Below are 22,332 nucleotides of genomic sequence, written 5' to 3' on the forward strand. Positions count from 1 at the left end.
GCTCAGGTGATCACGCAGGCCGGCAGCGCCACCCCGACTCAAGCGATGCGCACCGCCCGCCAAAGCGCGACGGCGGTGATTGGGGCTGCTTCGCAGCCCTGCGTGACTGAAGCCGCTGCATGACTCACGTTCGCTTGACTGACGCCCATAGCATTGCGCGGCCCTTCTTCGCATCATCCCACCAAGTGCAGGAAGTGCAGGTGACGCTCATAGTGATCGAGAATGTCGCCGATCACTTCATCCTTCGACCACCCCATCACATCATGGTCCTGCCCGCCTTCGCGCAAGTGCACCTCGGCGCGGAAGTACTTGCGTTCGTCACCGTCGCTTTCGCTGGTGACGAAGCTCGGCATGGCATAGGCCTGCGGACGGATGTGGTAGATGAAGGTGTCATCGGTCGGGCCGACCTTGAGCGTGACATCACCGTCCTCGCCCTGCTCCACAGTGGACTCGTAACCCTGACGCCGCCATTCCTCGGCCACTGACTGGCAGGCCGGCATACCCACATCGCTGATGAAACGCAGCACGTGCGAGCGGCGCGGGAACATCGCCAGGGTGCGCAACCGCCGTTGCCAGTTGCTCGCGCCGCGCGAGGAGTTGGGCGAAATCGCCAGCGCCTGGTGACGCAAACCGCGCTTGGTGGCATCGAGCTTCAAGGCCTTGAGTAGCCCGCGCATGCTGATCAACAGCACGATGGTAAACGGCAAGGCACTGGCGATCGTCGCCGTTTGCAATGCCTGGAGCCCGCCTGCCAGCAGCAACGCGATTGCCACCAGTCCCATGCTTGAGGCCCAGAAGATGCGCTGGCGCACCGGCGTGCTTTCCTGACCGCCCGAGGCCAGCATATCCACCACCATCGCGCCCGAATCGGCGGAGGTCACGAAGAACACCACCACCATGATGATCGCCAGGGTGCTGATGATGCTGGAAAACGGGAAGTGCTCAAGGAAGGCAAATAATGCCAGTGACGTATCCTTGTTCACCGCCTGGGCAAGATCGGTAAAGCCTTGGTCCAGAATCATGTGAATCGCGGTATTGCCGAACACGGTCATCCACAACAGCGTGAAGCCGGTGGGGACCAGCAGCACGCCGGTAACGAATTCGCGGATGGTGCGGCCACGGGAAATACGCGCGATGAACAAGCCAACGAAGGGCGACCAGGCCAGCCACCAGCCCCAGTAAAACAGGGTCCAGCCGCCAATCCAGTCGGTCGGCTGGTAGGCGTTGAGGTTCATGGTGCGGCTGACGATTTCGCTCAAGTAGCTACCGGTGTTCTGCACGAATGTCTGCAGGATCAGCACTGTGGGGCCGAGGATCACCACCATCAACATCAGCAACACCGCCAGGCCGAGGTTCAGCTCGGACAGACGGCGGATACCTTTGTCCAGCCCGGACACCACCGACAACGTGGCCAGGAACGTGGTACCGATGATCAAGGCGATCTGAATCGGGATGGACACCGGGAGGCCGAACAGCGAATTCAGGCCCGTGTTGATCTGCGAGACACCAAAGCCCAATGAAGTGGCGACCCCGAACACAGTGCCGATGATGGCGAAGATATCCACTGCATGGCCGATGGGGCCATAGATGCGCTCGCCGATCAACGGGTAGAGCGCCGACCGCAAGGTCAGCGGCAGGCCGTGGCGGAAGCTGAAGTACGCCAAGATCAACGCCACGATGGCGTAGATGGCCCAAGCATGCAGACCCCAGTGGAAGAAGGTGATGCGCATGGCTTCGCCTGCGGCCTGCACCGTGCCGCCGTCGCCGAACGGCGGCTTGACAAAGTGCATCACCGGCTCTGCTACGCCGAAGAACATAAGGCCGATGCCCATGCCGGCCGAGAACAGCATGGCGAACCAGGTCATGCTGCTGAAGTCGGGCGTACTATGGTCGGGGCCTAGTTTGATATCGCCGTAGCGACTGAAGCCAAGGAACACCACGGTGCCCAGAATGATCGCGACGGCCAGGATGTAGAACCAGCTGACATTGATGATGATCCAGGCTTGGATGTGATCAAAAAGCGCTTGGGCGTGGCTCTGGAAGACGCTGGCATAGAGCACCAGCACAAGCAACAAGATCGCGGAAATCCAAAACACGGGGGGGTTGATACTGCTCCTGGGGGTCTCAGGGTCTGACTTGTTCGGCATGCGGGTGAAACTCCTGCTGGGGCGTCTGACTGACGCTTTTGTGAGGGCTGCCTTACCCTGACCCCTTTACGCGGCCAGGGTTCGTCATCACGGCGATCTCGACGTGATAACACCGAAGGCCAGGCAAGCCTACACGACACAGCGGATTGTCCGACATTATGTAGTGATAGAAAATTTCCACTACAAAAATGTTGACGGCCTTTCAGAACCTTGGGCATGATTGGGCCGTCTCCCTGATCGGGGACGCTGGCATGGGTATTCCAGACGGCTTGCGCGGTAACGCACGCCGTCTCTGGAGCGGGAACTGTCCAAAAGACAGCGTGAGAAAGCCCCTGTTGCAATGCTGCGGTAGCAGCTTTGGTTGTGCGCTACATCGTGTGGCGCCGACTCGGAACGACACCAACAATGAGTAATGGGGGCTTTATGATGAACCTGAACTTGAACGACCAACCGACCATCGAGCAATTGGCCCAGCTGTTTGCCGCGCGCAAGGACAGCCAGGACGACCACTTGCTGTGGCTGAGCCACACAGGTGAAGTTCGCCTCGACCGCCTGCAACCGAACTCCCACGAAGCAGCCTTCGAGGCCCACCTGCCCAGCATGTGTGCACGCTTCAAGGTCTACCGCCGTGGTCAGGGCTTCGTCGGTCGCAAGGCCGCCGCTGATACCCAGTTCGTCGGGCGCGTGTTGCAGACCTTGCAACAGGAATGGCCCGCCGCCCGCGAGCGTGACGCGGTCAAGGTGATCGAGTCGTTCGCCTGAACGCAGCCCCGCTGAAACGCACAACGCCCGGCCTTCGATGGCCGGGCGTCGTGCGTCTGGCTTCAGGCCTGGCGGCGCTGTGCTGGCGCTGCGTCCTGCGCTCCGACCGCCAGGGCGCGTGCGCGATCCACGCCCCAGACCAGCGCCCGGGTCATGGTTTCACCGGGTCGCTGACGGTAGTACTCCTCGCGGATGGCCTTCCCCTCACGACTGTACAAGCCCAGAAACAACTGTGTGGCGCCTTGGGGCGATAACCTCACCTGCACATCGAACGAGGTGCCATCGCTCAGCGCCTCGTCATGGCACCGGCTGTGCAGGCTGGCATCGGCCCATTGCCAGTAGATATCTTCCCTGATTCTCATGGCGTTCCTCCCTTCGTATTGCCGACATTTCCTCTAGGAAAACACACAGGCCTGTGCGCCACGAGCACTGCGCACCGGATACTTGCTCAAGATCAATGAATGCGCTGAAAACCCCGCCGTTGGCCGGGGCACTGGCGTTTCCTGAGACGTGCCGGACGCGGTAGCGCGGTTGCAATCAGCGCAAACGTACCGCCGTGCCGGTGGCAAACACCACCACCATACCGCCCTGCACGCTTGGCATGCTGATCTCGAAATGCACACCGACCACGGCATCGGCGCCCGCGTCACGGGCGTGTGCCAGCAGCTCTTCGGTCGCTTGCTGGCGTGCCGTGCGCAGCGCGCTTTCCAGCGTTTGCGAGCGGCCGCCGAAGACATCGCGGAACTTGGCAAAGAAGTCCCGCACGAAATTCACGCCCTGCACCGATTGAGCGCTGATCACGCCGCGGTATTCAGCAATCACACGGCCTTCGATCTGCGGGGTAGTGGTGACGATCATCTGCAGGCTCCACGTTAAAAAGACAAGGCGCCGATCCTAACAGATCGGCCGCCGGCCTCAGACCGTGCGCCCTCCCCTGGCCGTCAGGCGCTGCAGCACACGCGAGCCAAACACGTTGACCAACAGCCCGAGCATCACCAGCCCTGCCCCCCAGCACTGCAAGGTGCTCAGGCGCTCGCCCAGCAACCAGGCCGAGGAACTCAGGCCAATCACCGGCACCAACAAGGAAAATGGCGCCACCTTGCCCGCAGGATGGCGTGACAGCAACGTGCTCCACAGGCTGTAGCCGAGCATGGTGGCGACGAATGACAAGTACGCCAGCGCCAGCAGCGAGTTCAGTGAAATGTTCAGCAGCGCATGGGACATCGCCGCCGGCCCCTCGAGCCACCAGGACAGCGCCAGAAACGGCAGCGGCGGGATCAGGCCGCCCCAGATCACCAGCGCCACCAGGTCCACCGAGCCAAAACGCCGGGTGATGATATTGCCCATGCCCCACATGGCGCCGCCGCACAGGGTCAGCAACAGCGCGATTAGCGGCACATGACTGCTGTCTTCGCTGCCAATCACTGCCAGCCCGGCCGCCGCGACCAGCAGGCCCAGTACGCTGGCCGGGCGCAGCCGCTCGCCGAGAAACAACGCCGCGAAGCCCAGGGTAAAGAACGCCTGGGACTGCAACACCAGCGAGGCCAAGCCTGGCGGCATGCCGCTGTACATGGCCTGGAACAGGAAGGCGAACTGGCCAAGGGAGATGGTTGCGCCGTAGGCGATCAGCCAGCGCCAAGGCAGTTTCGGTCGTTTGACCAGCAGGATCGCGGGGAACGCCACCAGCGTAAATCGCAGTGCGCCCAGCAGCATCGGGGGCAAGCCATCGAGGCCAATCTTGATGACCACGAAGTTGACACCCCACGCGATGATCACCACCAGTGCGATCAGCAGGTCCTTGAGCGGCATTGCGGCGTTCCTTATTCAGGCTTGTTATAGAAACATCTGGAAACAGCATAACGCGTGTGATGATGCCGCGACCCACACAGTTGATACTGCAGGCAGCGCAACAGTCGCTAGCACCTGTCATCTCACCGTCACGGCATCGTCGTACTCTGCGGCCCGTTGCCTTCTCCAGAAATCGCCTCCTTTATATAAAGGTCATTCGGCATGCGTGGCCGCTTTGTTCTGCTGTTCTGCCTGTTGCCGGCACTGGCCTGTGCTGCACCCGCGCAATTGCGCCTCCAGGGCTCCAACACCGTCGGCAGCGCGCTGGTACCGGCGCTGGTCGAAGGCCTGTTGACCGCGCGCGGTGCGAGCGCCTTGCAGCGCCAGCAGGGCGCCGCCGCTAACGAACAGGTGGTGCGCGCCACAGACAGCCGCGGCCAGCCGATTCGCATCGAAATCGCCGCCCACGGCACCCGCACCGGCTTCGCGGCGCTGGGCGAGGGTCGTGCCGATATCGCCAGCGCCTCGCGGCCGATCAGCGACCAGGAAGCAGTGCAACTGAGCGGTCTGGGCGATCTGCGCAGCGCCGCCAGCGAGCAGGTGATCGGCCTGGACGGCGTGGCGATCATTACCCACCCTGCCAACCCGCTCGAGCACCTGACGCTTGAGCAACTGGCGCAGGTGTTTTCCGGCCGCATCCAGCGTTGGGAGCAGTTGGGGGTAGCCGGTGGCGAGATCCATCTGTATGCGCGCGACGCACGCTCAGGCACATTTGAAACCTTCAACAGCCTGGTGCTGCAGCCGCAGCACCTGAACGTCGCCGGCCACGCCACGCGCTTCGAGTCGGCTGACGCCTTGGTGGCGCAGGTGCTGGCCGACCCGCATGCCATCGGCTTCAGTGGCCTGGGTTCGGTACAGGGTGCGCAGGCCCTGGCCATCGCCGCGGGCGATGGGCCGGCCCTGGCGCCCACCCGCGATCTGATCGCCAGCGAGGATTATCCGCTGTCACGTCGCCTGTATTTCTACCTGCCCGCGCGCCCCACACCCTACGCTCAGGCGCTGGCGGATTTTGCGCAAAGCGCCGCCGGCCAGGCCATCGTCGCCGCGCAAGGATTCGTCGCTCAACAGATCAAGGCTGTGCCGGTGCCGGTGCAGGCCGACCAGCCGCCGTCCTACCGCACACTGGCCGGCGCGGCCGAGCGGCTCAACGTGAGCTTTCGCTTCCAGCCAGACAGCGCGCGCCTCGATAACAAGGCCTTGCGCGATGTACCGCGGGTGGCGAGCTACCTGCGCCGTGTCGGCAAACTGCAAGGCCAGGTGGTGCTAGTGGGCTTTGGGGACCGCAAGGACACCCCTGGCCGCGCCGCCCTGCTCTCGCGCCTGCGCGCCCTGGCAGTGCGCCGGGAACTGGCACGCCAGGGGGTACAGGCGCAGCAGGTGATAGAGATGGGCAATGCCTTGCCGGTGGCGGGTAACGCTCAGGTGCAAGAGCGCTTGCGCAATCGGCGGGTGGAAGTCTGGGTGTACTGAACCCGCTCTCGGGTTCAGCCGCCGCCTAGCACCGCGCGGAGCTCAGCGCCCGGCCGGCAATCCTCTCACTGCCGCGCAAGGCTTGGAGGGTGCGTTGGCGGTGTCTGGCTATCCCGACCGTTAGATAGGCCCGACCTCTGCAGCCCGCGCCAGAGGCGCCCGTTGGTGTTCGCTACACCCCAGGCGCTGTCTGAAAAGTCGTGAGCGAAGGTTAGGCAAGGCCGGTGGCGGCCCCGTGACAACAGCCAAGCAACAGCCAGGGTCGCGCTCGACTTTACTGAAGTAAATGAGCATTACGTCGGGGGCGCCTAGTCGAGGACGCCTAGTCGGGGCCGGCCTTCCGGGCTGTCGTTACGCAGCATAACCGAGTCTCAAGGCTTTTCAGACAGCGCCTGGCGACGTTTCTACACACCGACATACGTGTGATGCCTACGGCTCAAACCCTTCTACAATGATGACTTCAGCCTTGGCCGCGCCTTGCCGGTGGCCGCAGGCCTCCTGGTACTGGGCCGAGCGATAGCAGGCCAAAGCCTGGTCATAGGAATCGAACTCGATCACTACGCTACGCTGCGGCGTCGGTCGGCCTTCCAGGGCTTCGCTGCGCCCCCCACGGGCCAGGAAACGCCCGCCATAGGCCTTGAACGCTGCCGGCGCGCGCTGGGTGTATTGCTGGTATTGCTCGACATCGCTGACATCGACATGGGCGATCCAATAAGCCTTCATGCACTGCGCTCCACCTGCGGGTTATGTGTATGATGGTATACCACAAACCATCAAAAAGAAGTGAGCGTACCGCATGGCTTTCAATAGCATCGAAGAACTCCTCGAGGACTACCGGCAGGGCAAGATGGTCCTGCTGGTGGACGACGAAGACCGGGAAAACGAAGGTGACCTGCTGATCGCCGCCGAGCGTTGTGACGCCACCGCCATCAACTTCATGGCCCGCCACGCGCGCGGCCTGATCTGCCTGACCCTGACCGACGAGCACTGCCAGTGCCTGGGCCTTGAGCAGATGGTGCCGGCCAACGGTAGCGCCTTCAGCACTGCCTTCACCGTCTCGATCGAAGCCGCGACCGGCGTCACCACCGGCATTTCCGCTGCCGACCGCGCGCGCACCGTTGCCGCCGCCATGGCCGCCAATGCTCGCCCCGAAGACCTCGTGCAACCCGGTCACATCTTTCCCCTGCGCGCGCGCGAAGGCGGCGTGCTGAACCGTGCCGGGCACACCGAAGCCGGCTGCGACATGGCGCGCCTTGCAGGCTTCGCACCCGCCTCGGTGATTGTCGAAGTGCTCAACGACGACGGCACCATGGCTCGCCGCCCCGACCTGGAAGTGTTCGCCGCGCAGCACGGCATCAAGATCGGCACCATCGCCGACCTGATCCACTATCGCCTGAGTAACGAACAGACCATCAAACGCATCGGCGAGCGCGAGCTGCCGACGGTGCATGGCACCTTCCGCCTGGTCAGCTACGAAGACCGCATCGAAGGGGGCGTGCACATGGCCATGGTGATGGGCGAGATCCGCCGCGATCAGCCCACGCTGGTCCGCGTGCATGTGATCGACCCGCTGCGTGACCTGGTCGGCGCCGAATACGCCGGGCCAGCGAACTGGACGCTTTGGGCTGCGTTGGAAAAGGTCGCGCAGGAAGGTACGGGCGTGGTGGTGATCCTGGCCAACCATGAGTCGTCCCAGGCGCTTCTGGAGCGTATCCCGCAGTTGACCCAGCCTTTGCGGCCGTATCAGCGCGGGCAGTCCAAGGTGTATTCGGAGGTCGGTACGGGTGCGCAGATCTTGCAGGACCTGGGCGTGGGCAAGTTGTGCCACCTGGGGCCACCGCTGAAATATGCGGGGTTGGCGGGGTATGAGCTGGAAGTGGTGCAGAGTATCGCCTTCGAGCCGCCCACCGGCGGCTGAGGCATGCCGCGCATGCGAGCACGCAACGCCAGGTCGGCCCGTGGGCCTGATACCCCGTGCACCGCGCACTGCTCACCCAAGGGCGCCGCAGTGCGCCCGCCTTCACGACCCAGCGCAGCGCCGAACCGGCCGCCCTACAGCGCGGCATGGGACCTCGACCAGACTAGGTCAAGCAGGGCCGGCTTTAGCCGCTTTAGGCTGTACAGCAACCCCACGCACTGCCACCTTGCTTCATCAGCCACACACGGACCTCTGGGCAAAACCACACCTTGCCCAGCACCCCGTAAACCGTCGAAAACAAATGATGGCCGGTCGCCTTCCCCCACTTGCCAAAATCTTGGAATACCATAATATGATATCCCGTAGACCTTAATTTTCGCCGCCTTTCAACAGACGGCCCAAGCGTCGCGTCACACTGTACAAAGCTGCTCCCCGAACACGATTGGCGGGCGCACCCAGCCCGCCTCGAATAACAAAAGTAACGAGGGCGTAATCATGCTGTTGAGCAAACGTGTAAGCGCAGTGCTGTCCGCCAGCCTGCTGACCCTGGCGTGCCAGGCTGCAGTCGCCGCCGAAAGCGTCAATTTCGTCAGCTGGGGTGGTACCACCCAGGACGCACAGAAAGAAGCCTGGGCCATTCCGTTCACCAAGCAAACCGAGATCAAGGTCGTCCAGGACGGCCCAACCGACTACGGCAAGCTCAAGGCCATGGTCGAAAGCGGCAACGTGCAATGGGACGTGGTCGATGTCGAAGCCGACTTCGCCCTGCGCGCCGCGAGTGAAGGCCTGCTCGAACCCCTCGACTTCAAGACCATCCAACGCGACAAGATCGATCCGCGCTTCGTGTCTGACCATGGCGTGGGTTCGTTCTTCTTCTCCTTCGTGCTCGGTTACAACGAAGGCAAGCTCGGCGCCAGCAAGCCCACCGAGTGGTCCGCACTGTTCGACACCAAGACCTACCCTGGCAAACGCGCCCTCTACAAATGGCCGAGCCCTGGCGTGCTGGAGCTGGCCCTGCTGGCCGATGGCGTCGCGCCCGACAAGCTCTACCCGCTGGACCTGGACCGCGCCTTCAAAAAGCTCGACACCATCAAGAAAGACATCGTCTGGTGGGGCGGCGGTGCCCAGTCGCAGCAATTGCTGGCCTCGGGTGAAGCCTCTCTCGGCCAGTTCTGGAACGGCCGGGTGTATGCCCTGCAGCAGGACGGCGCTCCGGTCGGCGTGAGCTGGAAGCAGAACCTGGTCATGGCCGATTTCCTGGTAGTACCCAAAGGCGCCAAGAACAAGGACGCGGCCATGAAGTTCCTGGCCAACGCCAGCAGCGCCCAGGGCCAGGCCGACTTCGCCAACAAGACCGCCTATGCCCCGGTCAACGTCGACAGCGTGGCCAAGCTCGACAGCAAGCTGGCGCCGAACCTGCCGACCGCCCACGTCGAAGACCAGGTCACCCTCGACTTCGCCTACTGGGCCAAGAATGGTCAGGCCATCGCGGCCCGCTGGAACGAGTGGCTGGTCAAATGAAAGTCGCCATCAACGCCTTGCAAAACGCCCAAGGGCCGGGCACCGGGGCCGCCGTCGTGCGGCGCCCGAGCCTGGGCCAACGCTGGAAAGGCAGCCGCAACCTGCTGCCGGCCCTGCTGTTTCTCGGCCTGTTCTTCTTCGCACCGCTGATCGGCCTGCTGCTGCGCGGCGTGCTGGAGCCGGAACCGGGCCTGGGCAACTACGCGCAACTGTTCGCCAACTCGGCCTATACCCGGGTGTTGATCAACACCTTCTCGGTGGCAGGTCTGGTGACGCTGATCAGCGTACTGCTGGGCTTCCCGCTGGCCTGGGCGATCACCCTGGTGCCCAAGGGCTGGGGCCGCTGGCTGCTGAACATCGTGCTGCTGTCGATGTGGACCAGCCTGCTGGCGCGGACCTACTCCTGGCTGGTGCTGCTGCAGAGCTCGGGGGTGATCAACAAGGCGTTGATGGCCATGGGTATCATCGATACCCCGATTGAAATGGTGCACAACCTCACTGGGGTGGTGATCGGCATGAGCTACATCATGATTCCGTTCATCGTGCTGCCGCTGCAGGCGACCATGCACGCCATCGACCCGATGGTGCTGCAGGCGGGCTCGATCTGCGGCGCCAGCCCCTGGACCAATTTCTGGAAGGTGTTCCTGCCGCTGTGCCGCTCGGGGCTGTTCTCGGGCGCCTTGATGGTATTCGTGATGTCGCTCGGTTACTACGTCACCCCGGCGCTGCTGGGCGGGGCGCAGAACATGATGCTGCCGGAGTTCATCATTCAGCAGGTGCAGTCGTTCCTCAACTGGGGCCTGGCCAGTGCCGCCGCCGCACTGTTGGTGGCGATCACCCTGGTGCTTTTCTACCTGTACCTGAAGCTGCAGCCGGAATCCCCGGTCGGCAACCCGAGGTAATCCGCCATGCTCCTGTCTCCCAATGCCATGGGCCGCCCGCTGCGTACGGGCCTGTACGTGACCACCGGCGTCATCGCCGCTTTCCTGCTGCTGCCGGTGGTGTTCATCATCCTGCTGTCGTTCGGCTCCTCGCAGTGGCTGGTGTTCCCGCCACCGGGCTGGACCGTGAAGTGGTACGCACAGTTCTTCTCCAACCCCGACTGGATGGACGCTGCGCTCGCCAGCCTCAAGGTTGCGGTGCTGACCACAATCGCTGCCGTTGCCTTGGGCCTGCCAACCGCCTTCGCCCTGGTGCGTGGGCGCTTCCCGGGCCGCGAAATGCTCTACGGGCTGTTCACCATGCCGATGATCGTGCCGCTGGTGATCATCGCAGTGGCGGTCTATGCACTGTTCCTGAAACTGGGCTACACCGGCACGCTGTTCGCCTTTGTGGTCAGCCACGTGATCGTTGCCCTGCCCTTCACCATCATCTCGATCATCAACTCGCTGAAGCTGTTCGACCAGTCGATCGAAGACGCCGCTGTGATCTGCGGGGCCTCGCGCCTGCAAGCGATCTACAAGGTGACCTTCCCGGCCATTCGGCCGGGGATGATCGCCGGCGGCCTGTTCGCCTTCCTCGTCTCGTGGGACGAAGTGGTGCTCAGCGTGATGATGGCCAGCCCCGACCTGCAAACGCTGCCGGTGAAGATGTGGACCACCCTGCGCCAGGACCTCAGCCCCGTCATCGCGGTCGCCTCGACGCTGCTGATTGGCCTGTCGCTGCTGGTCATGGTCGTTGCCGCCGCCTTGCGCCGGCGCACCGAAGCCAACGCCTGAGCCTGAGCCTGAGCCTGAGCCTGAACAAATGAGCCTGCGGAGAAAACAACAATGAGTGCAGTGATCCAAGACAAACCGCAAGGCAAGACCCTGGTCAGCCTGCGTGGCCTGAACAAGCACTACGGCGATTTCACCGCCGTGGACAACCTCGACCTGGAAATCCAGGACGGCGAATTCCTCACCTTCCTCGGCTCCAGCGGCTCGGGCAAGTCGACCACGCTGTCGATGCTGGCCGGCTTCGAGACGCCCAGCAGCGGCGAGATTCTGGTCGACGGCAAGTCCCTGGTGCAGGTGCCGCCGCACAAGCGCGACATCGGCATGGTGTTCCAACGCTACTCGCTGTTCCCGCACCTGAACGTGCGCGACAACATCGCCTTCCCCCTGGCCATCCGCAAGCTCAGCGCCACGGAAACCACCAAACGCGTCGACGCCATGCTCAAGCTGGTGCAGCTGGAGCAGTTCGCCCACCGCAAGCCATCGCAGATGTCCGGTGGCCAGCAACAGCGCGTGGCCATCGCCCGCGCCCTGGTCTACGAGCCGCGCATCCTGCTGATGGATGAACCGCTCGGCGCGCTGGACAAAAAGCTGCGTGAAGACCTGCAGGACGAGCTGCGTCAGTTGCACCGGCGCCTGGGCATCACCATCGTCTACGTGACCCACGACCAGGAAGAGGCGATGCGCTTGTCACAGCGCATCGCCATCTTCAGCCACGGCAAGATCGTCGGTCTGGGCACAGGTTATGACCTCTATCAGAACCCGCCGAACGCCTTCGTCGCCTCGTTCCTGGGCAACTCCAACTTCCTGCGCATCAAGGCCCAGGGCAACGGCAGCGGCACTTTTGAAGGTCAGCCGCTAGCGATTCGCCTGACGCCTGGCCTGAATCCAGGCCAGGAAGCGTTGATCATGGTGCGCCCGGAAAAAGCCCTGGCCATGACCACCGAGCAGGCCGCACGCGAGCCACTGCCGGCGGGCTGGAACGAAGTCAGCGCCAAGGTCGGGGAAGTGTTGTTCCTGGGTGAAAGCCAGACCTGCCAGGTGATCACCCCCGGTGGCACCGAGCTGAAGGTCAAAGCGCTGTCGGCGGCCGGCATGTCGATGCAGCCGGGCGACACGGTGAAGGTGCGGTGGGCGGTAGGCGATGCGTGCATCTACACCGAATGGGCCGAGAGCGACTTGAGCAAATCGGCTGGGGCGCACTGATCTTGCGGCGCGTGCCTGCAATGGGTACGCGCCTGCGCCAAGGCGCTGACACGCAGGAACGCGAGGGCCCTGCGGCAACATTCAAACGCCCTTTTCAAACGCTTGTATGCTTTCTCGTTGACAGCCCGCCGGGCGCATCCTAACCTCGCACCACTCCCAATGCGTGCAGGCGACCCGTGGGCAACCTCTATCTGATCCGACATGGCCAGGCTTCCTTTGGCGCCACTGACTACGACGTGCTGTCTGACCTCGGCGCGCGCCAGAGCCATGCGCTGGGCGAGCATTTCGGCCAGCTGGGGCTGCGGTTCGACCGCTGCGTCGCCGGTAGCCTGCGCCGTCAGCAAGACACCGCCCGCCTCGCCTTGGAGGCCCTGCACGCCCACGGCGTCGCCAGCCCCACCGTAGACACCGACCCTGATTTCAATGAATTCGACGCCGAAGGCGTGATCCGCAGCCTGCTGCCCGCGCTGCTGGTCCAGGAGCCTGAGGCACTGAACGTGATGCGCAACGCCCGCGAACACCGCAGCGAGTTTCAGCGGCTGTTCGCCCTGATGGTGCAGCGCTGGCATGACGGCGAGCATGCCGCTGACGATGGCCTGGAAACCTGGAGCGCCTTCACCGCGCGCCTGGGCCGGGCCCTGCAGCGCGTGCTGGATCAAGCCGAGGAAGGCCAGAACATCGCCGTGTTCACCTCCGGGGGCAGCATCGCCGCCCTGCTTCACGTGGTCACCGGCATTACCCCGGCCCAAGCCTTCACGCTCAACTGGCAGATCATCAACACCTCGCTCAGCCACCTGAAATTCCAGGGCCGCCAGGTCAGCCTGAGCACGTTCAACAGCCAGGCCCACCTGCGCCTGTTGCAGGTCCCGGAGCTCATCACTTACCGATGACCCAACCTTTTCATCCCCGTGTACTCCGCTACCCATCACCGATAAGGAAAACGCCATGACTTCCGTCGCCGACGCCGTGAAAAAGATGCAAGAGAAGTTCAACCCCGCCGCAGCCGCTGGCCTGGACCTGGTGTACGGCTTCAACATCACCGATGAAGACAAGCACTACGCGTTGGTCATCAAGGACGGCACCTGCGAACTGCAAGAGGGCGAAAACCCTGACGCCAACTGCACCTTGGTCATGGACAGCGAAACCCTGAAGGGCATCGTCAGCGGCGAGACCGATGGCATGCAGGCCTTCATGGGCGGCAAGCTGCGCGTCGAAGGCGACATGATGCTGTCGATGAAGCTCAGCGAACTGTTCCCGTCCTGATTCGGGTTCCAGCGCCGACACCTGAAACCGAAGCCTCTGCGCTTCGGTTTTTTTTCGCCCGGGACGGGCATCAGATCCGCTGATCGTGTGCCAACACGCCGGGCTATCCAGCGCCTCGCAAGCTTGTCGCCCACCCTTGGGCTCATTACAGTGGATCATGCTTGGCCGAGCGCAGAAGAAGGAGCGTCAATGTCGCTTACAGATCGCCCCACCCAGGTCCGCAGCGGTGAAACCTTCGATGTCGCCGTGATCGATGCCTATCTCAAGGCGCACCTGCCTGGGCTGACCGGCACACCTGAACTCAGCCAGTTCCCCGGGGGCGCCTCCAACCTGACGTACCTGCTGCGCTACGCCGACCGCGAACTGGTGCTGCGCCGCCCGCCTTTCGGCCACAAGGCCAAGAGCGCCCATGACATGGGCCGGGAATTTCGCATTCTCAACCGGCTCAATGCCGGCTTCCCTTACTGCCCCAAGGCCTACCTGCACTGCACGGACGCGGCGCTGATCGGCAGTGAGTTCTACCTCATGCAGCGCGTCGAAGGGATCATCCTGCGCGCCGACCTGCCCCCGGCGCTGGGCCTGGGCCCTGCGCAAACACAAACCCTGTGCGAAAGCTTCATCGATCGCTTGGCCGAGTTGCATCAGGTCGACTACCACGCCTGCGGCCTGGGCGACCTGGGCAAGCCCGACGGCTACGTGCAGCGCCAGATCGAAGGCTGGGCGAGCCGTTACGCCCACGCCCTGACCGCCGATGCGCCGCACTGGGAGCAGGTGATCACCTGGCTGCGCGAGCATCAGCCTGCCGACCATCCACGCCCGGCCCTGCTGCACAACGATTACCGTCTGGACAATGTCATCCTCGACCCCGTCCAGCCCACACGCATCATCGGCGTGCTGGACTGGGAAATGGCGACCCTGGGTGACCCACTGATGGATCTGGGCACCAGCTTGGCGTACTGGATCGAGGCCACCGACCCCGCGCCCATCCAGCAACTGCGCCGGCAGCCGAGCAACGCCCCAGGCATGCTCAGCCGCCGCCAATTCGTCGAGCGCTACGCAGAGCGCAGCGGGCTGCAACTGGATAACGTCGACTTCTATCACGTGTATGGGCTGTTCCGGCTGGCGGGGATCATCCAGCAGATCTACTACCGCTACTTCCACGGCCAGACCCAGGACAAACGCTTTGCCAGCTTTATCCAGATGAACCACCTGCTGGAGCAGATGACGCTGCAGATCATCGCCCGCTCCCCCCTCTGAAGAATCAGGCCGGTACCCCAATGACCAAAACGCCGCTGTTCGAATCCGGTAGCACAGCCCCACGGGTATCAGAAGCGAGCTGCCGCACCGGCGTCTTCATCACGCCCCTTTGACTGATCAGGTAACGACGACCATGGCCAAGACTCAACTGTTCGACCTAGACGGCAAAATCGCCCTGGTGTCCGGCGCCAGCCGTGGCATTGGCGCCGCCATTGCCCACCTGCTGGCTCAGCAAGGCGCCCACGTGGTAGTCACCAGCCGCAAGCTCGAAGGCTGCCAGCAAGTGGCCGATGCCATCGTTGCCGCGGGCGGCCAGGCCACTGCGCTGGCCTGCCACATCGGCGAACTGGCGCAGATCGAGCAGGCCTTCGCGCAGGTCCGCGAACGCTTCGGGCGGCTCGACATCCTGGTCAACAACGCCGCTACCAATCCACAGTTCTGCAACATTCTCGATACCGACCCAGGCGCATTCCAGAAGACCGTGGACGTGAACATCCGCGGCTATTTCTTCATGTCGGTGGCGGCTGGCAAGCTGATGCGCGAGCACGGTGGTGGCAGCATCATCAACGTAGCGTCGATCAATGGCGTCTCGCCGGGGCATTTCCAGGGCATCTATTCCGTCACCAAAGCGGCGGTGATCAACATGACGCAGGCCTTCGCCAAGGAGTGCGCGCCCTTCGGCATTCGCTGCAATGCCTTGCTGCCAGGCCTTACCGACACCCAGTTCGCCTCGGCGCTGGTGAAAAACCCAGCCATCCTCGACAGCGCACTGCAGCAGATCCCGCTCAAACGCGTGGCCGAACCGGACGAGATGGCCGCAGCGGTGCTGTACCTGGCCAGTGCAGCGTCAAGCTATACAACGGGCGCGACACTGACGGTGGATGGGGGGTATCTGGCGTAAGGGCCAGACAGCGACTTCAGTGGCGATGGCCGGCGCAGCCAATCAGACCCAGGCGCCCCTGTAGAAGCGGCCTGCCCGGCGCTCCGGAGTGCCGCGATGGGCGGCGAAGCCGACCCAGGGCTGATTGCTTCTCACAGACAGGTCGCTGCCCCAGCCTTGCGCCGCAACGCCGTACTGTCCTGCTGTTGCGCATAGAAATCGACGTGGGTGCCGGCGCCTTTGGGGTAGATGTCGACGAACGCCTGCGCTTCGCGGGTATATACCGTGAACCCACCGCCTTTGCGCGCATCCTTGTAGCCGCTGGCATCGACACCAAACACGGCCTCGTCCTGCCAGCTGTACTGAATACACTCGGCAACCCGCTCGGCGGGCTTGCGCGAGTCGAGCTGGGCGCTGGGGGGGCCGGTGCGGGCGGCGTCCATGGTCGATGAGGCGCAGCCGACCATCAGCAACGCAGCGGCCATCGGCAGTAGTGCTCGCATGTTCGTTCCTCGAAAAAAAGAACGCGACTCTAGCATTTGCCTACGCAGCAAAGTGAATTGTCATCTGAGCCAGCTGTCCTAATTTGCACACATGTCTGACAAGGAACACCGGTATGAAGGCCAACACTCTGCTCTGCGCTCTGCTGTTCTCTGGCACCCTGGCTGGCGTGCCGATGGTCGCCCAGGCAGCTGACGTCAAATCGACCCAGGAAAGTATCCAAGGGCCCGATACCCACGACAAAAAACTGGAAGTCGGTGACAAAGCCTCCGATAAGTACAAGCGCGAAGAGCTGGCAGTAAAGAACTGGAAAGCCCTTGGCCTGACCGCTCCTGGAGAAGGCAAGCATTGGGTGGAGATTGAAGGTCGCTACGTACTGATCGAAATCACCAACGGCACCATCGAAGCCATTCAAGCTGCTAAGTAATTCGTCACGCCATCAGCCCACCTCGTCCAACGCGACCAGATGCACTGCATCGCGGCCGCTGGCCTTGGCCTGATACAACGCCGCGTCCGCCTGCGCCAGCAGTGACGCGGTGGTGTCGTCTTCCCCGGGCACCCCGCACCACAAACCCACGCTGAAGCGCAGGTCAATCGACTTCCCGGCGAACCGCGCCGGCTGGCTGGCCAGACCCTGGCGCAGCTCGCTCACCAGCCTCAGGGCACCGGCCCGATCTGTGTCCGGCAGCAACAGCAAAAATTCCTCCCCGCCCCAACGCCCCAGGCTGTCGCCTGTGCGCAGACGTTGCTGCCAAGTGCGCACGCACTGGCACAGCACCTCATCGCCGGCCTGATGGCCGTGCACGTCATTGATGCGCTTGAAGTGGTCGATGTCGATCATCGCCACCGCCAGCGGGCGAGCGCCGCGTTGATGCTGCTGCACACGCTGCTCGAAGCGCTCAAGGATGGCGCGGCGATTCAGCGTGCCGGTCAGCCCGTCGCTGAGCGCCAACTGCTGCAAGCGCGCCTCGGTGCGCTCCTTGGCCATCAGCACCAGCCCGATGGAAAACATCATCACCGTCACCGTGCCAATCGCGACCGAGACCGTCTGCTTTAGGTTGCTGGTGTCATAGCGCATTTCTCCGGCAGTGCCGTTGGCGATGGCAATGACCCGCATGCCCAGGCCGATCAGGCTGATGGCCGCGCCAATCGACAGCAACAAGTGCGCCCGCCCCTGCCATTGCCCCTTGCGCTGCGCCCAGTACAAGAGCAACCCGCACTGCCCCATCAGCCCCAGCGAAGCCATCAACATGCGCGGCTCGACGGTGTCCAGCAGCGCCATCAGGCCGACCAGCATCAGCGGCGGGAACATGAAAATGCGCCGCCACGGTACGGGTTGTTCTCGCACACGAAACAGGCTGGCGCTGTAGAACGCCACGGCCAGCGAGAGCAGGCTGTTGCCCAAGGCATAGCTGACCAGCAGCGGCGCATGGCCGTACAGCGTGTAACACACGTACGCCAAAGCGTGCACCAGCAAGCCGACGCCCGTCAGCAGCAGGGTGTCACGGCGATTGAAACGGCCGACCAGCAGCAAGCAGAACGCAAGAATGGTCGCGACCAGCGCGACTGCACCAAACAGGGTGGGGGTATGGGCAATCATGGGCTCACCAGATGGCAGGTGGCCGTCTTCCTGGCGGCCTTGAAAGAGTCTAGGCCGGGCGTCCGGCACAACACCATGACCGAACAGGACAGAACAGCAGCTCAGAGGCACCCGTAGCCGTCGTTGCACAGCGGTCAGTGCAAAACCGTGCAGTACATCAACGCGGCTGCGCGCGTGATGACGGACAATGCCTACTGCCCGTCGATCAGACCGAGTTGAAATCCGTTGCGGCTGCGCACCAGCCCAACGGCTGAAATCGCGTTTTCCTGGCGCTTCGCGTCGCCTGAGTCAGGACGGCAGCGCCGGCCATCGCGCCTCAAGTCGGCCCCTATAGCGCCGCAGGGATGTCAAGTTTCGCGCAAAACCCTGTAGGCGCGGTCGGTCCGCAGCGCTGGTCAGCCGCCATGGACCTCGAAGCGGCCGCGATGACCTGACGGACTGGCATTAGGCAAAATGTCAGCCTTTGTTCGACCTCACCTGGAGGATCACCCGTCCCATGAATTACCCGTTGCTGTGGGTCCTCGGCCTACTGGCCATCGTCATCGTGCTGTTCATCCGCAACCGGCCGCGCATGGATGTGGTCGCGGTGCTGGTGATCCTCGCGCTACCGCTCTCGGGCGTGCTGACCATCGAGCAGGCGCTGGCCGGCTTCAGCGACCCCAATGTGGTGCTGATCGCTGCGCTGTTCATCATTGGCGAAGGGCTGGTGCGCACAGGCATTGCCTACCGCATCGGTGAATGGCTGAGCGAGACCGCCGGCCACAGCGAGGTGCGCCTGTTGCTGCTGCTGATGGTATCGGTGGCCGGATTGGGTTCGGTGATGAGTTCGACCGGGGTGGTGGCGATCTTCATTCCCATCGTGCTGAGCATCGCCGCGCGCCTTCGGCTATCACCCAGCCGGCTGATGATGCCGCTGAGCTTCGCCGGCCTCATCAGCGGCATGCTCAGCCTGGTCGCCACACCGCCGAATGTGGTGGTGCACAGCGAACTGGTACGCCATGCCGGCCAAGGGTTCGGCTTCTTCAGCTTTACCCCGTTCGGCTTGGTGGTGCTGGTGCTGGGCGTAGGCTACATGCTGCTCACCCGCCATTGGCTCAACGGCGAGGGCCGCCAGGAGGGTCGAGTCGAAGCACGCCCCACCCTGCACGACTTGGTACAGGACTACAAACTCAGCGGCCGCGAGCGGCGCCTGCGTATCCGCGCGCACTCTGCGCTGATCGGCCATTCGCTGGGCGAGCTGGCCCTGCGCACCGCACACGGCGCCAATGTGATCGGCATCGAGCGCCAGCATAAATTCACCACGCGGGTGATCAACGCAGATTCGGCGACCGTGCTGCATCAAGGCGACGTGCTGCTGCTTGACCTGTTCGGCAAGGGCGACGGCCTGCGCAGTTTGTGCGAGTCGATGCAGCTCGAACCGATGCGTTTCAAAGCCGCGTACTTCATCGACCAGTCCCAGGAACTGGGCATGGCCGAGGTGTCGCTGCCGCCAGGCTCGAGCCTGATCGGCAAGACCCTGCTCAGCCTGGCTTTCCGCACCCGCTTCGGCCTCAACGTGGTCGGCCTGCGCCGCGAACAGGCCGCCATTGAGGAGCAGTTGGTGGACACATCGTTGCGCATGGGCGACACCCTGCTGGTGGTCGGCCCCTGGAAGGCCATCCGCCAACTGCAGACCCACCCCCATGACTTCATCGTGCTCAGCCTGCCTGCCGAGATCGACCAGGTGGCGCCGGCCCGGCGCCGTGCGCCACAGGCCTTGGCCAGCCTGGCGGTGATGGTGGCATTGATGGTCAGCGGGCTGGTGCCGAACGTGGTAGCCGCGCTGATCGGCTGCCTATTGATGGGTGCCGGCCGCTGCATCGACATGAACAGCGCCTACCGCGCCATTCACTGGCCGAGCCTGGTGCTGATCGTCGGCATGCTGCCGTTCGCGTTGGCGCTGCAGAAGACCGGCGGCATCGACCTGGCAGTGACCGGCCTGGTCGACCTGCTGGGCGATGCCGGGCCGCGCAGTATGCTGGCCTGCTTGTTCGTCATGACGGCGGTGATTGGCCTGTTCATCTCCAACACCGCGACCGCCGTGCTGATGGCGCCGGTGGCCATCAGCACGGCCAGCCAACTGGGGCTGTCGCCGTACCCGTTCGCCATGACCGTGGCCCTGGCTGCCTCGGCCGCGTTCATGACGCCGGTGTCCTCGCCGGTGAACACCTTGGTGCTGGGGCCTGGGCAGTATCGTTTCGGGGACTTCGTGCGGGTGGGCGTGCCGTTTACGGTGCTGGTGATGGGGGTGACGGTGATGATGGTGCCTTGGGTGTTTCCGCTCTAGGGTCTGCCTGAACCGTGTCTGCGCGAAGGCCAGACAAGGCCGGTGGCGGCCCCGCGAAACGCGGCGAGCAAGCGCAATGCACTGGAGCACATGAGCATTGCGGCGAGTACGCCCAGCCAAGACGCCCAGTCGGTGCAGCCCAGGCGGGGCGGGCCTTGCGGTGCCGTGTCTCTCAACGCAACAGGAACGAGCGCAGATCCCGTTCGGACAACGCGTGAGGCATCGCTGGATCGTTACCGCCCGTTTACACCCGTGGCGCATTCCAGACCCTCCCCGACCGGCTCTGCTCGTGCCCTGCCGTGCGAGCAAACGCCGCCAATCGCCGCGCAATGATATCCGTTTGACATCAATTACTCGGTTGAAAGACACTGCCCGCGTATGCCGCCGGGCCCGACCTGGCGCATCGTTTCTTCTCTACCGCGCATGTGGTCCATGTTCATGGTGTTTTCAGCCCGGTCGCGTCTGTGGGTCTACCTGGCCCTGTTCAGCCTGACACTGGTCCTCACGGCGGCCGGCATCCTGGCCCGCCCCAGCGCCACCCTCTCGTTGTTCTGGCCGGTCAACGCCGTGCTGGCAGGCCTGCTGCTGCGCCACCGGCGCCTCGCCAGCCCCGTCGGCTGGTGCCTGGTTTACCTGGGTATGGTGCTTGCCGACCTTGCCTGTGGCAGCGCATGGCAACCGACCCTGTGGTTCAACCTGTGCAACCTCAGCGTGATCCTCACGTTATGGCTGCTGATGGCCCGCCTGCCCCGCAGCGACCGGCGCTTGCGCACGCCGCATGGGGTGTTGTGCCTGCTCGGCGCCAGCGCCGCCGCCGCCGTGGTGGCGGCGAGCCTGGCCTGCCTGGTGGCCGCGCCGTGGTTCGAGGAATCGGTCAGGGCGACCTGGCTGGCCTGGTTCAGCGAACAGTTCTCCACCAGCGTGCTGGTGTTGCCGGTGCTGCTCAGTGCGCCCTCGCCGCGCAGTTTGCTGCGCAATGGCGGGCAGCCGATTGGCGCGGCGCCGCTGTTGGTGCTGCTGGGATCGCTGGGCCTTGGGCTGGCTGTCGGCGGGCCCGGCGCCATCGCCTTCCCGATTGCCGCCCTGGTCTGGTGCGCGCTGAATTATTCGCCGTTTCTCCTCTCTTTGCTGGCGTTGGGTGTGGGCTCCACGCTGATCGTGGCGGTCGCGCACAACGTCATGCACTTCAGCCTGCCGCAAAGCGAAACGGCCGTCACCGCCCTGATGTCAGCGCGTCTGGGCATCGCCATGCTGGTGCTCGGGCCAGTGGTCGTGGCCTGCGTCAGCCATGCCAACCGCCAGCTGCTCAGACGCCTGGAGCATCAGGCGGCCATCGATCACCTGACCGGCGCGCTCAGCCGCAGCGCGTTCACTCACCAGGCCAGCGCCCTGCTGGACAGCTGCCGCCAGGCTGGCTTGCCGCTGACCCTGATGATGCTCGACATCGACCACTTCAAGGCCATCAACGATCGCCATGGTCACGCCGTTGGCGATCAAGTGCTGCGCCAGTTCGCACACACCGTGCAGGAGCAATTGGGGCCGGGCGCATTGTTCGGTCGGCTGGGGGGTGAGGAGTTCGCCATCGTGGTGCCCAACGTGGCGCCGCAGGCTGCCAGCTTCCTGGCTGAACGGCTGCGTCGGGCGATCGAAGAGCTGACCGTGCACGAGCACGGTCCGGCCCTGCGCATCAGTGTCAGCATCGGCCTGGTCGGGCGCAGCGCGCCGTCGACCGTTGGCGACCTCGATGCCCTGCTGGCGCAGGCTGACCAGGCGCTGTACCGGGCCAAGGCTCAGGGCCGAAATCGTGTGGTGCATTGCCATGCGCAGCGCGAAGTGGTCTGAGTGACAGGTCCATTTTCAGGGTTTCGATGCGCCATGGCGATTTCCCTGCGACACGCCATGATGCAGCCGTCCTGATCGA

Annotated in this window: 20 protein-coding genes and 1 pseudogene; 14 read left to right on the top strand and 7 right to left on the bottom strand. The window is 63.8% G+C overall.

Annotation, left to right across the window (positions count from 1 at the left end; genetic code table 11):
* Positions 1-173 precede the first annotated feature (173 nt).
* Positions 174-2,147 carry a BCCT family transporter gene (locus SJI00_RS13740; RefSeq protein ID WP_322462258.1) on the bottom strand — a complete coding sequence of 658 codons (1,974 nt, stop codon included), beginning with the start codon at positions 2,145-2,147 and terminating at the stop codon, positions 174-176.
* 426 nt (positions 2,148-2,573) lie between these two features.
* Here SJI00_RS13740 and SJI00_RS13745 point away from each other — a divergent pair, with 426 nt between their 5' ends.
* Positions 2,574-2,909 carry a hypothetical protein gene (locus SJI00_RS13745; RefSeq protein WP_322462259.1) on the top strand — a complete coding sequence of 112 codons (336 nt, stop codon included), beginning with the start codon at positions 2,574-2,576 and terminating at the stop codon, positions 2,907-2,909.
* 62 nt (positions 2,910-2,971) lie between these two features.
* Here SJI00_RS13745 and SJI00_RS13750 read toward each other — a convergent pair whose 3' ends face one another.
* The 3 genes from SJI00_RS13750 to SJI00_RS13760 all read right to left on the bottom strand — a co-directional run bounded on the left by SJI00_RS13750 (position 2,972) and on the right by SJI00_RS13760 (position 4,718).
* The gene (locus SJI00_RS13750; protein ID WP_322462260.1) at positions 2,972-3,271 is read right to left on the bottom strand and encodes a hypothetical protein; all 300 of its coding nucleotides are present in this window, start codon (positions 3,269-3,271) and stop codon (positions 2,972-2,974) included.
* Positions 3,272-3,446: 175 nt separating this feature from the next.
* Positions 3,447-3,767, bottom strand: coding sequence for a YbjQ family protein (locus SJI00_RS13755; protein WP_322462261.1), 321 nt, complete (start codon positions 3,765-3,767; stop codon positions 3,447-3,449).
* Between the two features lie 57 nt (positions 3,768-3,824).
* A complete protein-coding gene (locus SJI00_RS13760; RefSeq protein ID WP_322462262.1) occupies positions 3,825-4,718 on the bottom strand; it encodes an EamA family transporter in 894 nt (297 codons plus the stop codon).
* 201 nt (positions 4,719-4,919) lie between these two features.
* On the opposite strand from SJI00_RS13760, the gene SJI00_RS13765 reads away from it, so the two are divergent.
* A complete protein-coding gene (locus SJI00_RS13765) occupies positions 4,920-6,227 on the top strand; it encodes a substrate-binding domain-containing protein (RefSeq protein ID WP_322462263.1) in 1,308 nt (435 codons plus the stop codon).
* Positions 6,228-6,656: 429 nt separating this feature from the next.
* Here SJI00_RS13765 and SJI00_RS13770 read toward each other — a convergent pair whose 3' ends face one another.
* Complete coding sequence (locus SJI00_RS13770; RefSeq protein ID WP_322462264.1) at positions 6,657-6,950, bottom strand: DUF1330 domain-containing protein; 294 nt, start codon at positions 6,948-6,950, stop codon at positions 6,657-6,659.
* A gap of 73 nt (positions 6,951-7,023) precedes the next feature.
* On the opposite strand from SJI00_RS13770, the gene ribBA reads away from it, so the two are divergent.
* The 9 genes and pseudogenes from ribBA (at position 7,024) to SJI00_RS13815 (ending at position 16,005) form a co-directional block, all read left to right on the top strand.
* Positions 7,024-8,145 (top strand): bifunctional 3,4-dihydroxy-2-butanone-4-phosphate synthase/GTP cyclohydrolase II, encoded by a 1,122-nt coding sequence (gene ribBA / locus SJI00_RS13775; RefSeq protein WP_322462265.1) that lies wholly within the window; start codon positions 7,024-7,026, stop codon positions 8,143-8,145.
* Between the two features lie 495 nt (positions 8,146-8,640).
* Entirely contained in the window at positions 8,641-9,666 is a 1,026-nt protein-coding gene (locus SJI00_RS13780; RefSeq protein ID WP_322462266.1) for an ABC transporter substrate-binding protein, read from the top strand.
* A gap of 59 nt (positions 9,667-9,725) precedes the next feature.
* Positions 9,726-10,568: pseudogene (locus SJI00_RS13785) on the top strand (ABC transporter permease); the annotation flags it as partial.
* A 6-nt stretch (positions 10,569-10,574) separates the two neighbouring features.
* On the top strand, positions 10,575-11,384 hold the full coding sequence (locus tag SJI00_RS13790; protein ID WP_322462268.1) for an ABC transporter permease: 810 nt from the start codon (positions 10,575-10,577) through the stop codon (positions 11,382-11,384).
* A gap of 51 nt (positions 11,385-11,435) precedes the next feature.
* The gene (locus tag SJI00_RS13795) at positions 11,436-12,584 is read left to right on the top strand and encodes an ABC transporter ATP-binding protein (RefSeq protein ID WP_322462269.1); all 1,149 of its coding nucleotides are present in this window, start codon (positions 11,436-11,438) and stop codon (positions 12,582-12,584) included.
* 176 nt (positions 12,585-12,760) lie between these two features.
* A complete protein-coding gene (locus SJI00_RS13800; protein WP_322462270.1) occupies positions 12,761-13,474 on the top strand; it encodes a histidine phosphatase family protein in 714 nt (237 codons plus the stop codon).
* Positions 13,475-13,529: 55 nt separating this feature from the next.
* Entirely contained in the window at positions 13,530-13,847 is a 318-nt protein-coding gene (locus SJI00_RS13805) for an SCP2 sterol-binding domain-containing protein (protein ID WP_312932919.1), read from the top strand.
* Positions 13,848-14,036: 189 nt separating this feature from the next.
* On the top strand, positions 14,037-15,104 hold the full coding sequence (locus tag SJI00_RS13810; RefSeq protein ID WP_322462271.1) for a phosphotransferase family protein: 1,068 nt from the start codon (positions 14,037-14,039) through the stop codon (positions 15,102-15,104).
* 133 nt (positions 15,105-15,237) lie between these two features.
* The gene (locus tag SJI00_RS13815) at positions 15,238-16,005 is read left to right on the top strand and encodes an SDR family oxidoreductase (RefSeq protein WP_491630668.1); all 768 of its coding nucleotides are present in this window, start codon (positions 15,238-15,240) and stop codon (positions 16,003-16,005) included.
* Positions 16,006-16,136: 131 nt separating this feature from the next.
* Here SJI00_RS13815 and SJI00_RS13820 read toward each other — a convergent pair whose 3' ends face one another.
* On the bottom strand, positions 16,137-16,487 hold the full coding sequence (locus tag SJI00_RS13820) for a hypothetical protein (protein WP_322462273.1): 351 nt from the start codon (positions 16,485-16,487) through the stop codon (positions 16,137-16,139).
* A gap of 113 nt (positions 16,488-16,600) precedes the next feature.
* On the opposite strand from SJI00_RS13820, the gene SJI00_RS13825 reads away from it, so the two are divergent.
* Positions 16,601-16,912, top strand: coding sequence for an RcnB family protein (locus tag SJI00_RS13825; RefSeq protein ID WP_322462274.1), 312 nt, complete (start codon positions 16,601-16,603; stop codon positions 16,910-16,912).
* Between the two features lie 12 nt (positions 16,913-16,924).
* Here the strand turns inward: SJI00_RS13825 and SJI00_RS13830 are convergent, their stop codons facing one another.
* On the bottom strand, positions 16,925-18,085 hold the full coding sequence (locus SJI00_RS13830) for a GGDEF domain-containing protein (protein ID WP_322462275.1): 1,161 nt from the start codon (positions 18,083-18,085) through the stop codon (positions 16,925-16,927).
* A 496-nt stretch (positions 18,086-18,581) separates the two neighbouring features.
* Between SJI00_RS13830 and SJI00_RS13835 the strand changes: the two genes are divergently transcribed.
* Both SJI00_RS13835 and SJI00_RS13840 read left to right on the top strand, forming a co-directional pair.
* Positions 18,582-20,411: an SLC13 family permease gene (locus SJI00_RS13835; RefSeq protein WP_322462276.1), complete on the top strand. Its 1,830-nt coding sequence runs from the start codon at positions 18,582-18,584 to the stop codon at positions 20,409-20,411.
* Positions 20,412-20,849: 438 nt separating this feature from the next.
* A complete protein-coding gene (locus SJI00_RS13840) occupies positions 20,850-22,253 on the top strand; it encodes a GGDEF domain-containing protein (protein ID WP_322462370.1) in 1,404 nt (467 codons plus the stop codon).
* The last annotated feature ends 79 nt before the right edge of the window (positions 22,254-22,332 follow it).

The organism is Pseudomonas gebzensis (genome assembly GCF_034427815.1).
Classification (GTDB): Bacteria; Pseudomonadota; Gammaproteobacteria; order Pseudomonadales; family Pseudomonadaceae; genus Aquipseudomonas.

Coding starts and splice junctions, on each gene's coding strand:
- SJI00_RS13740 (WP_322462258.1), bottom strand. CDS start 2,147: ATGCCGAACAAGTCAGACCCTGAGACCCCCAGGAGCAGTATCAACCCC.
- SJI00_RS13745 (WP_322462259.1), top strand. CDS start 2,574: ATGAACCTGAACTTGAACGACCAACCGACCATCGAGCAATTGGCCCAG.
- SJI00_RS13750 (WP_322462260.1), bottom strand. CDS start 3,271: ATGAGAATCAGGGAAGATATCTACTGGCAATGGGCCGATGCCAGCCTG.
- SJI00_RS13755 (WP_322462261.1), bottom strand. CDS start 3,767: ATGATCGTCACCACTACCCCGCAGATCGAAGGCCGTGTGATTGCTGAA.
- SJI00_RS13760 (WP_322462262.1), bottom strand. CDS start 4,718: ATGCCGCTCAAGGACCTGCTGATCGCACTGGTGGTGATCATCGCGTGG.
- SJI00_RS13765 (WP_322462263.1), top strand. CDS start 4,920: ATGCGTGGCCGCTTTGTTCTGCTGTTCTGCCTGTTGCCGGCACTGGCC.
- SJI00_RS13770 (WP_322462264.1), bottom strand. CDS start 6,950: ATGAAGGCTTATTGGATCGCCCATGTCGATGTCAGCGATGTCGAGCAA.
- ribBA (WP_322462265.1), top strand. CDS start 7,024: ATGGCTTTCAATAGCATCGAAGAACTCCTCGAGGACTACCGGCAGGGC.
- SJI00_RS13780 (WP_322462266.1), top strand. CDS start 8,641: ATGCTGTTGAGCAAACGTGTAAGCGCAGTGCTGTCCGCCAGCCTGCTG.
- SJI00_RS13790 (WP_322462268.1), top strand. CDS start 10,575: ATGCTCCTGTCTCCCAATGCCATGGGCCGCCCGCTGCGTACGGGCCTG.
- SJI00_RS13795 (WP_322462269.1), top strand. CDS start 11,436: ATGAGTGCAGTGATCCAAGACAAACCGCAAGGCAAGACCCTGGTCAGC.
- SJI00_RS13805 (WP_312932919.1), top strand. CDS start 13,530: ATGACTTCCGTCGCCGACGCCGTGAAAAAGATGCAAGAGAAGTTCAAC.
- SJI00_RS13810 (WP_322462271.1), top strand. CDS start 14,037: ATGTCGCTTACAGATCGCCCCACCCAGGTCCGCAGCGGTGAAACCTTC.
- SJI00_RS13815 (WP_491630668.1), top strand. CDS start 15,238: ATGGCCAAGACTCAACTGTTCGACCTAGACGGCAAAATCGCCCTGGTG.
- SJI00_RS13820 (WP_322462273.1), bottom strand. CDS start 16,487: ATGCGAGCACTACTGCCGATGGCCGCTGCGTTGCTGATGGTCGGCTGC.
- SJI00_RS13825 (WP_322462274.1), top strand. CDS start 16,601: ATGAAGGCCAACACTCTGCTCTGCGCTCTGCTGTTCTCTGGCACCCTG.
- SJI00_RS13830 (WP_322462275.1), bottom strand. CDS start 18,085: ATGATTGCCCATACCCCCACCCTGTTTGGTGCAGTCGCGCTGGTCGCG.
- SJI00_RS13835 (WP_322462276.1), top strand. CDS start 18,582: ATGAATTACCCGTTGCTGTGGGTCCTCGGCCTACTGGCCATCGTCATC.
- SJI00_RS13840 (WP_322462370.1), top strand. CDS start 20,850: ATGGTGTTTTCAGCCCGGTCGCGTCTGTGGGTCTACCTGGCCCTGTTC.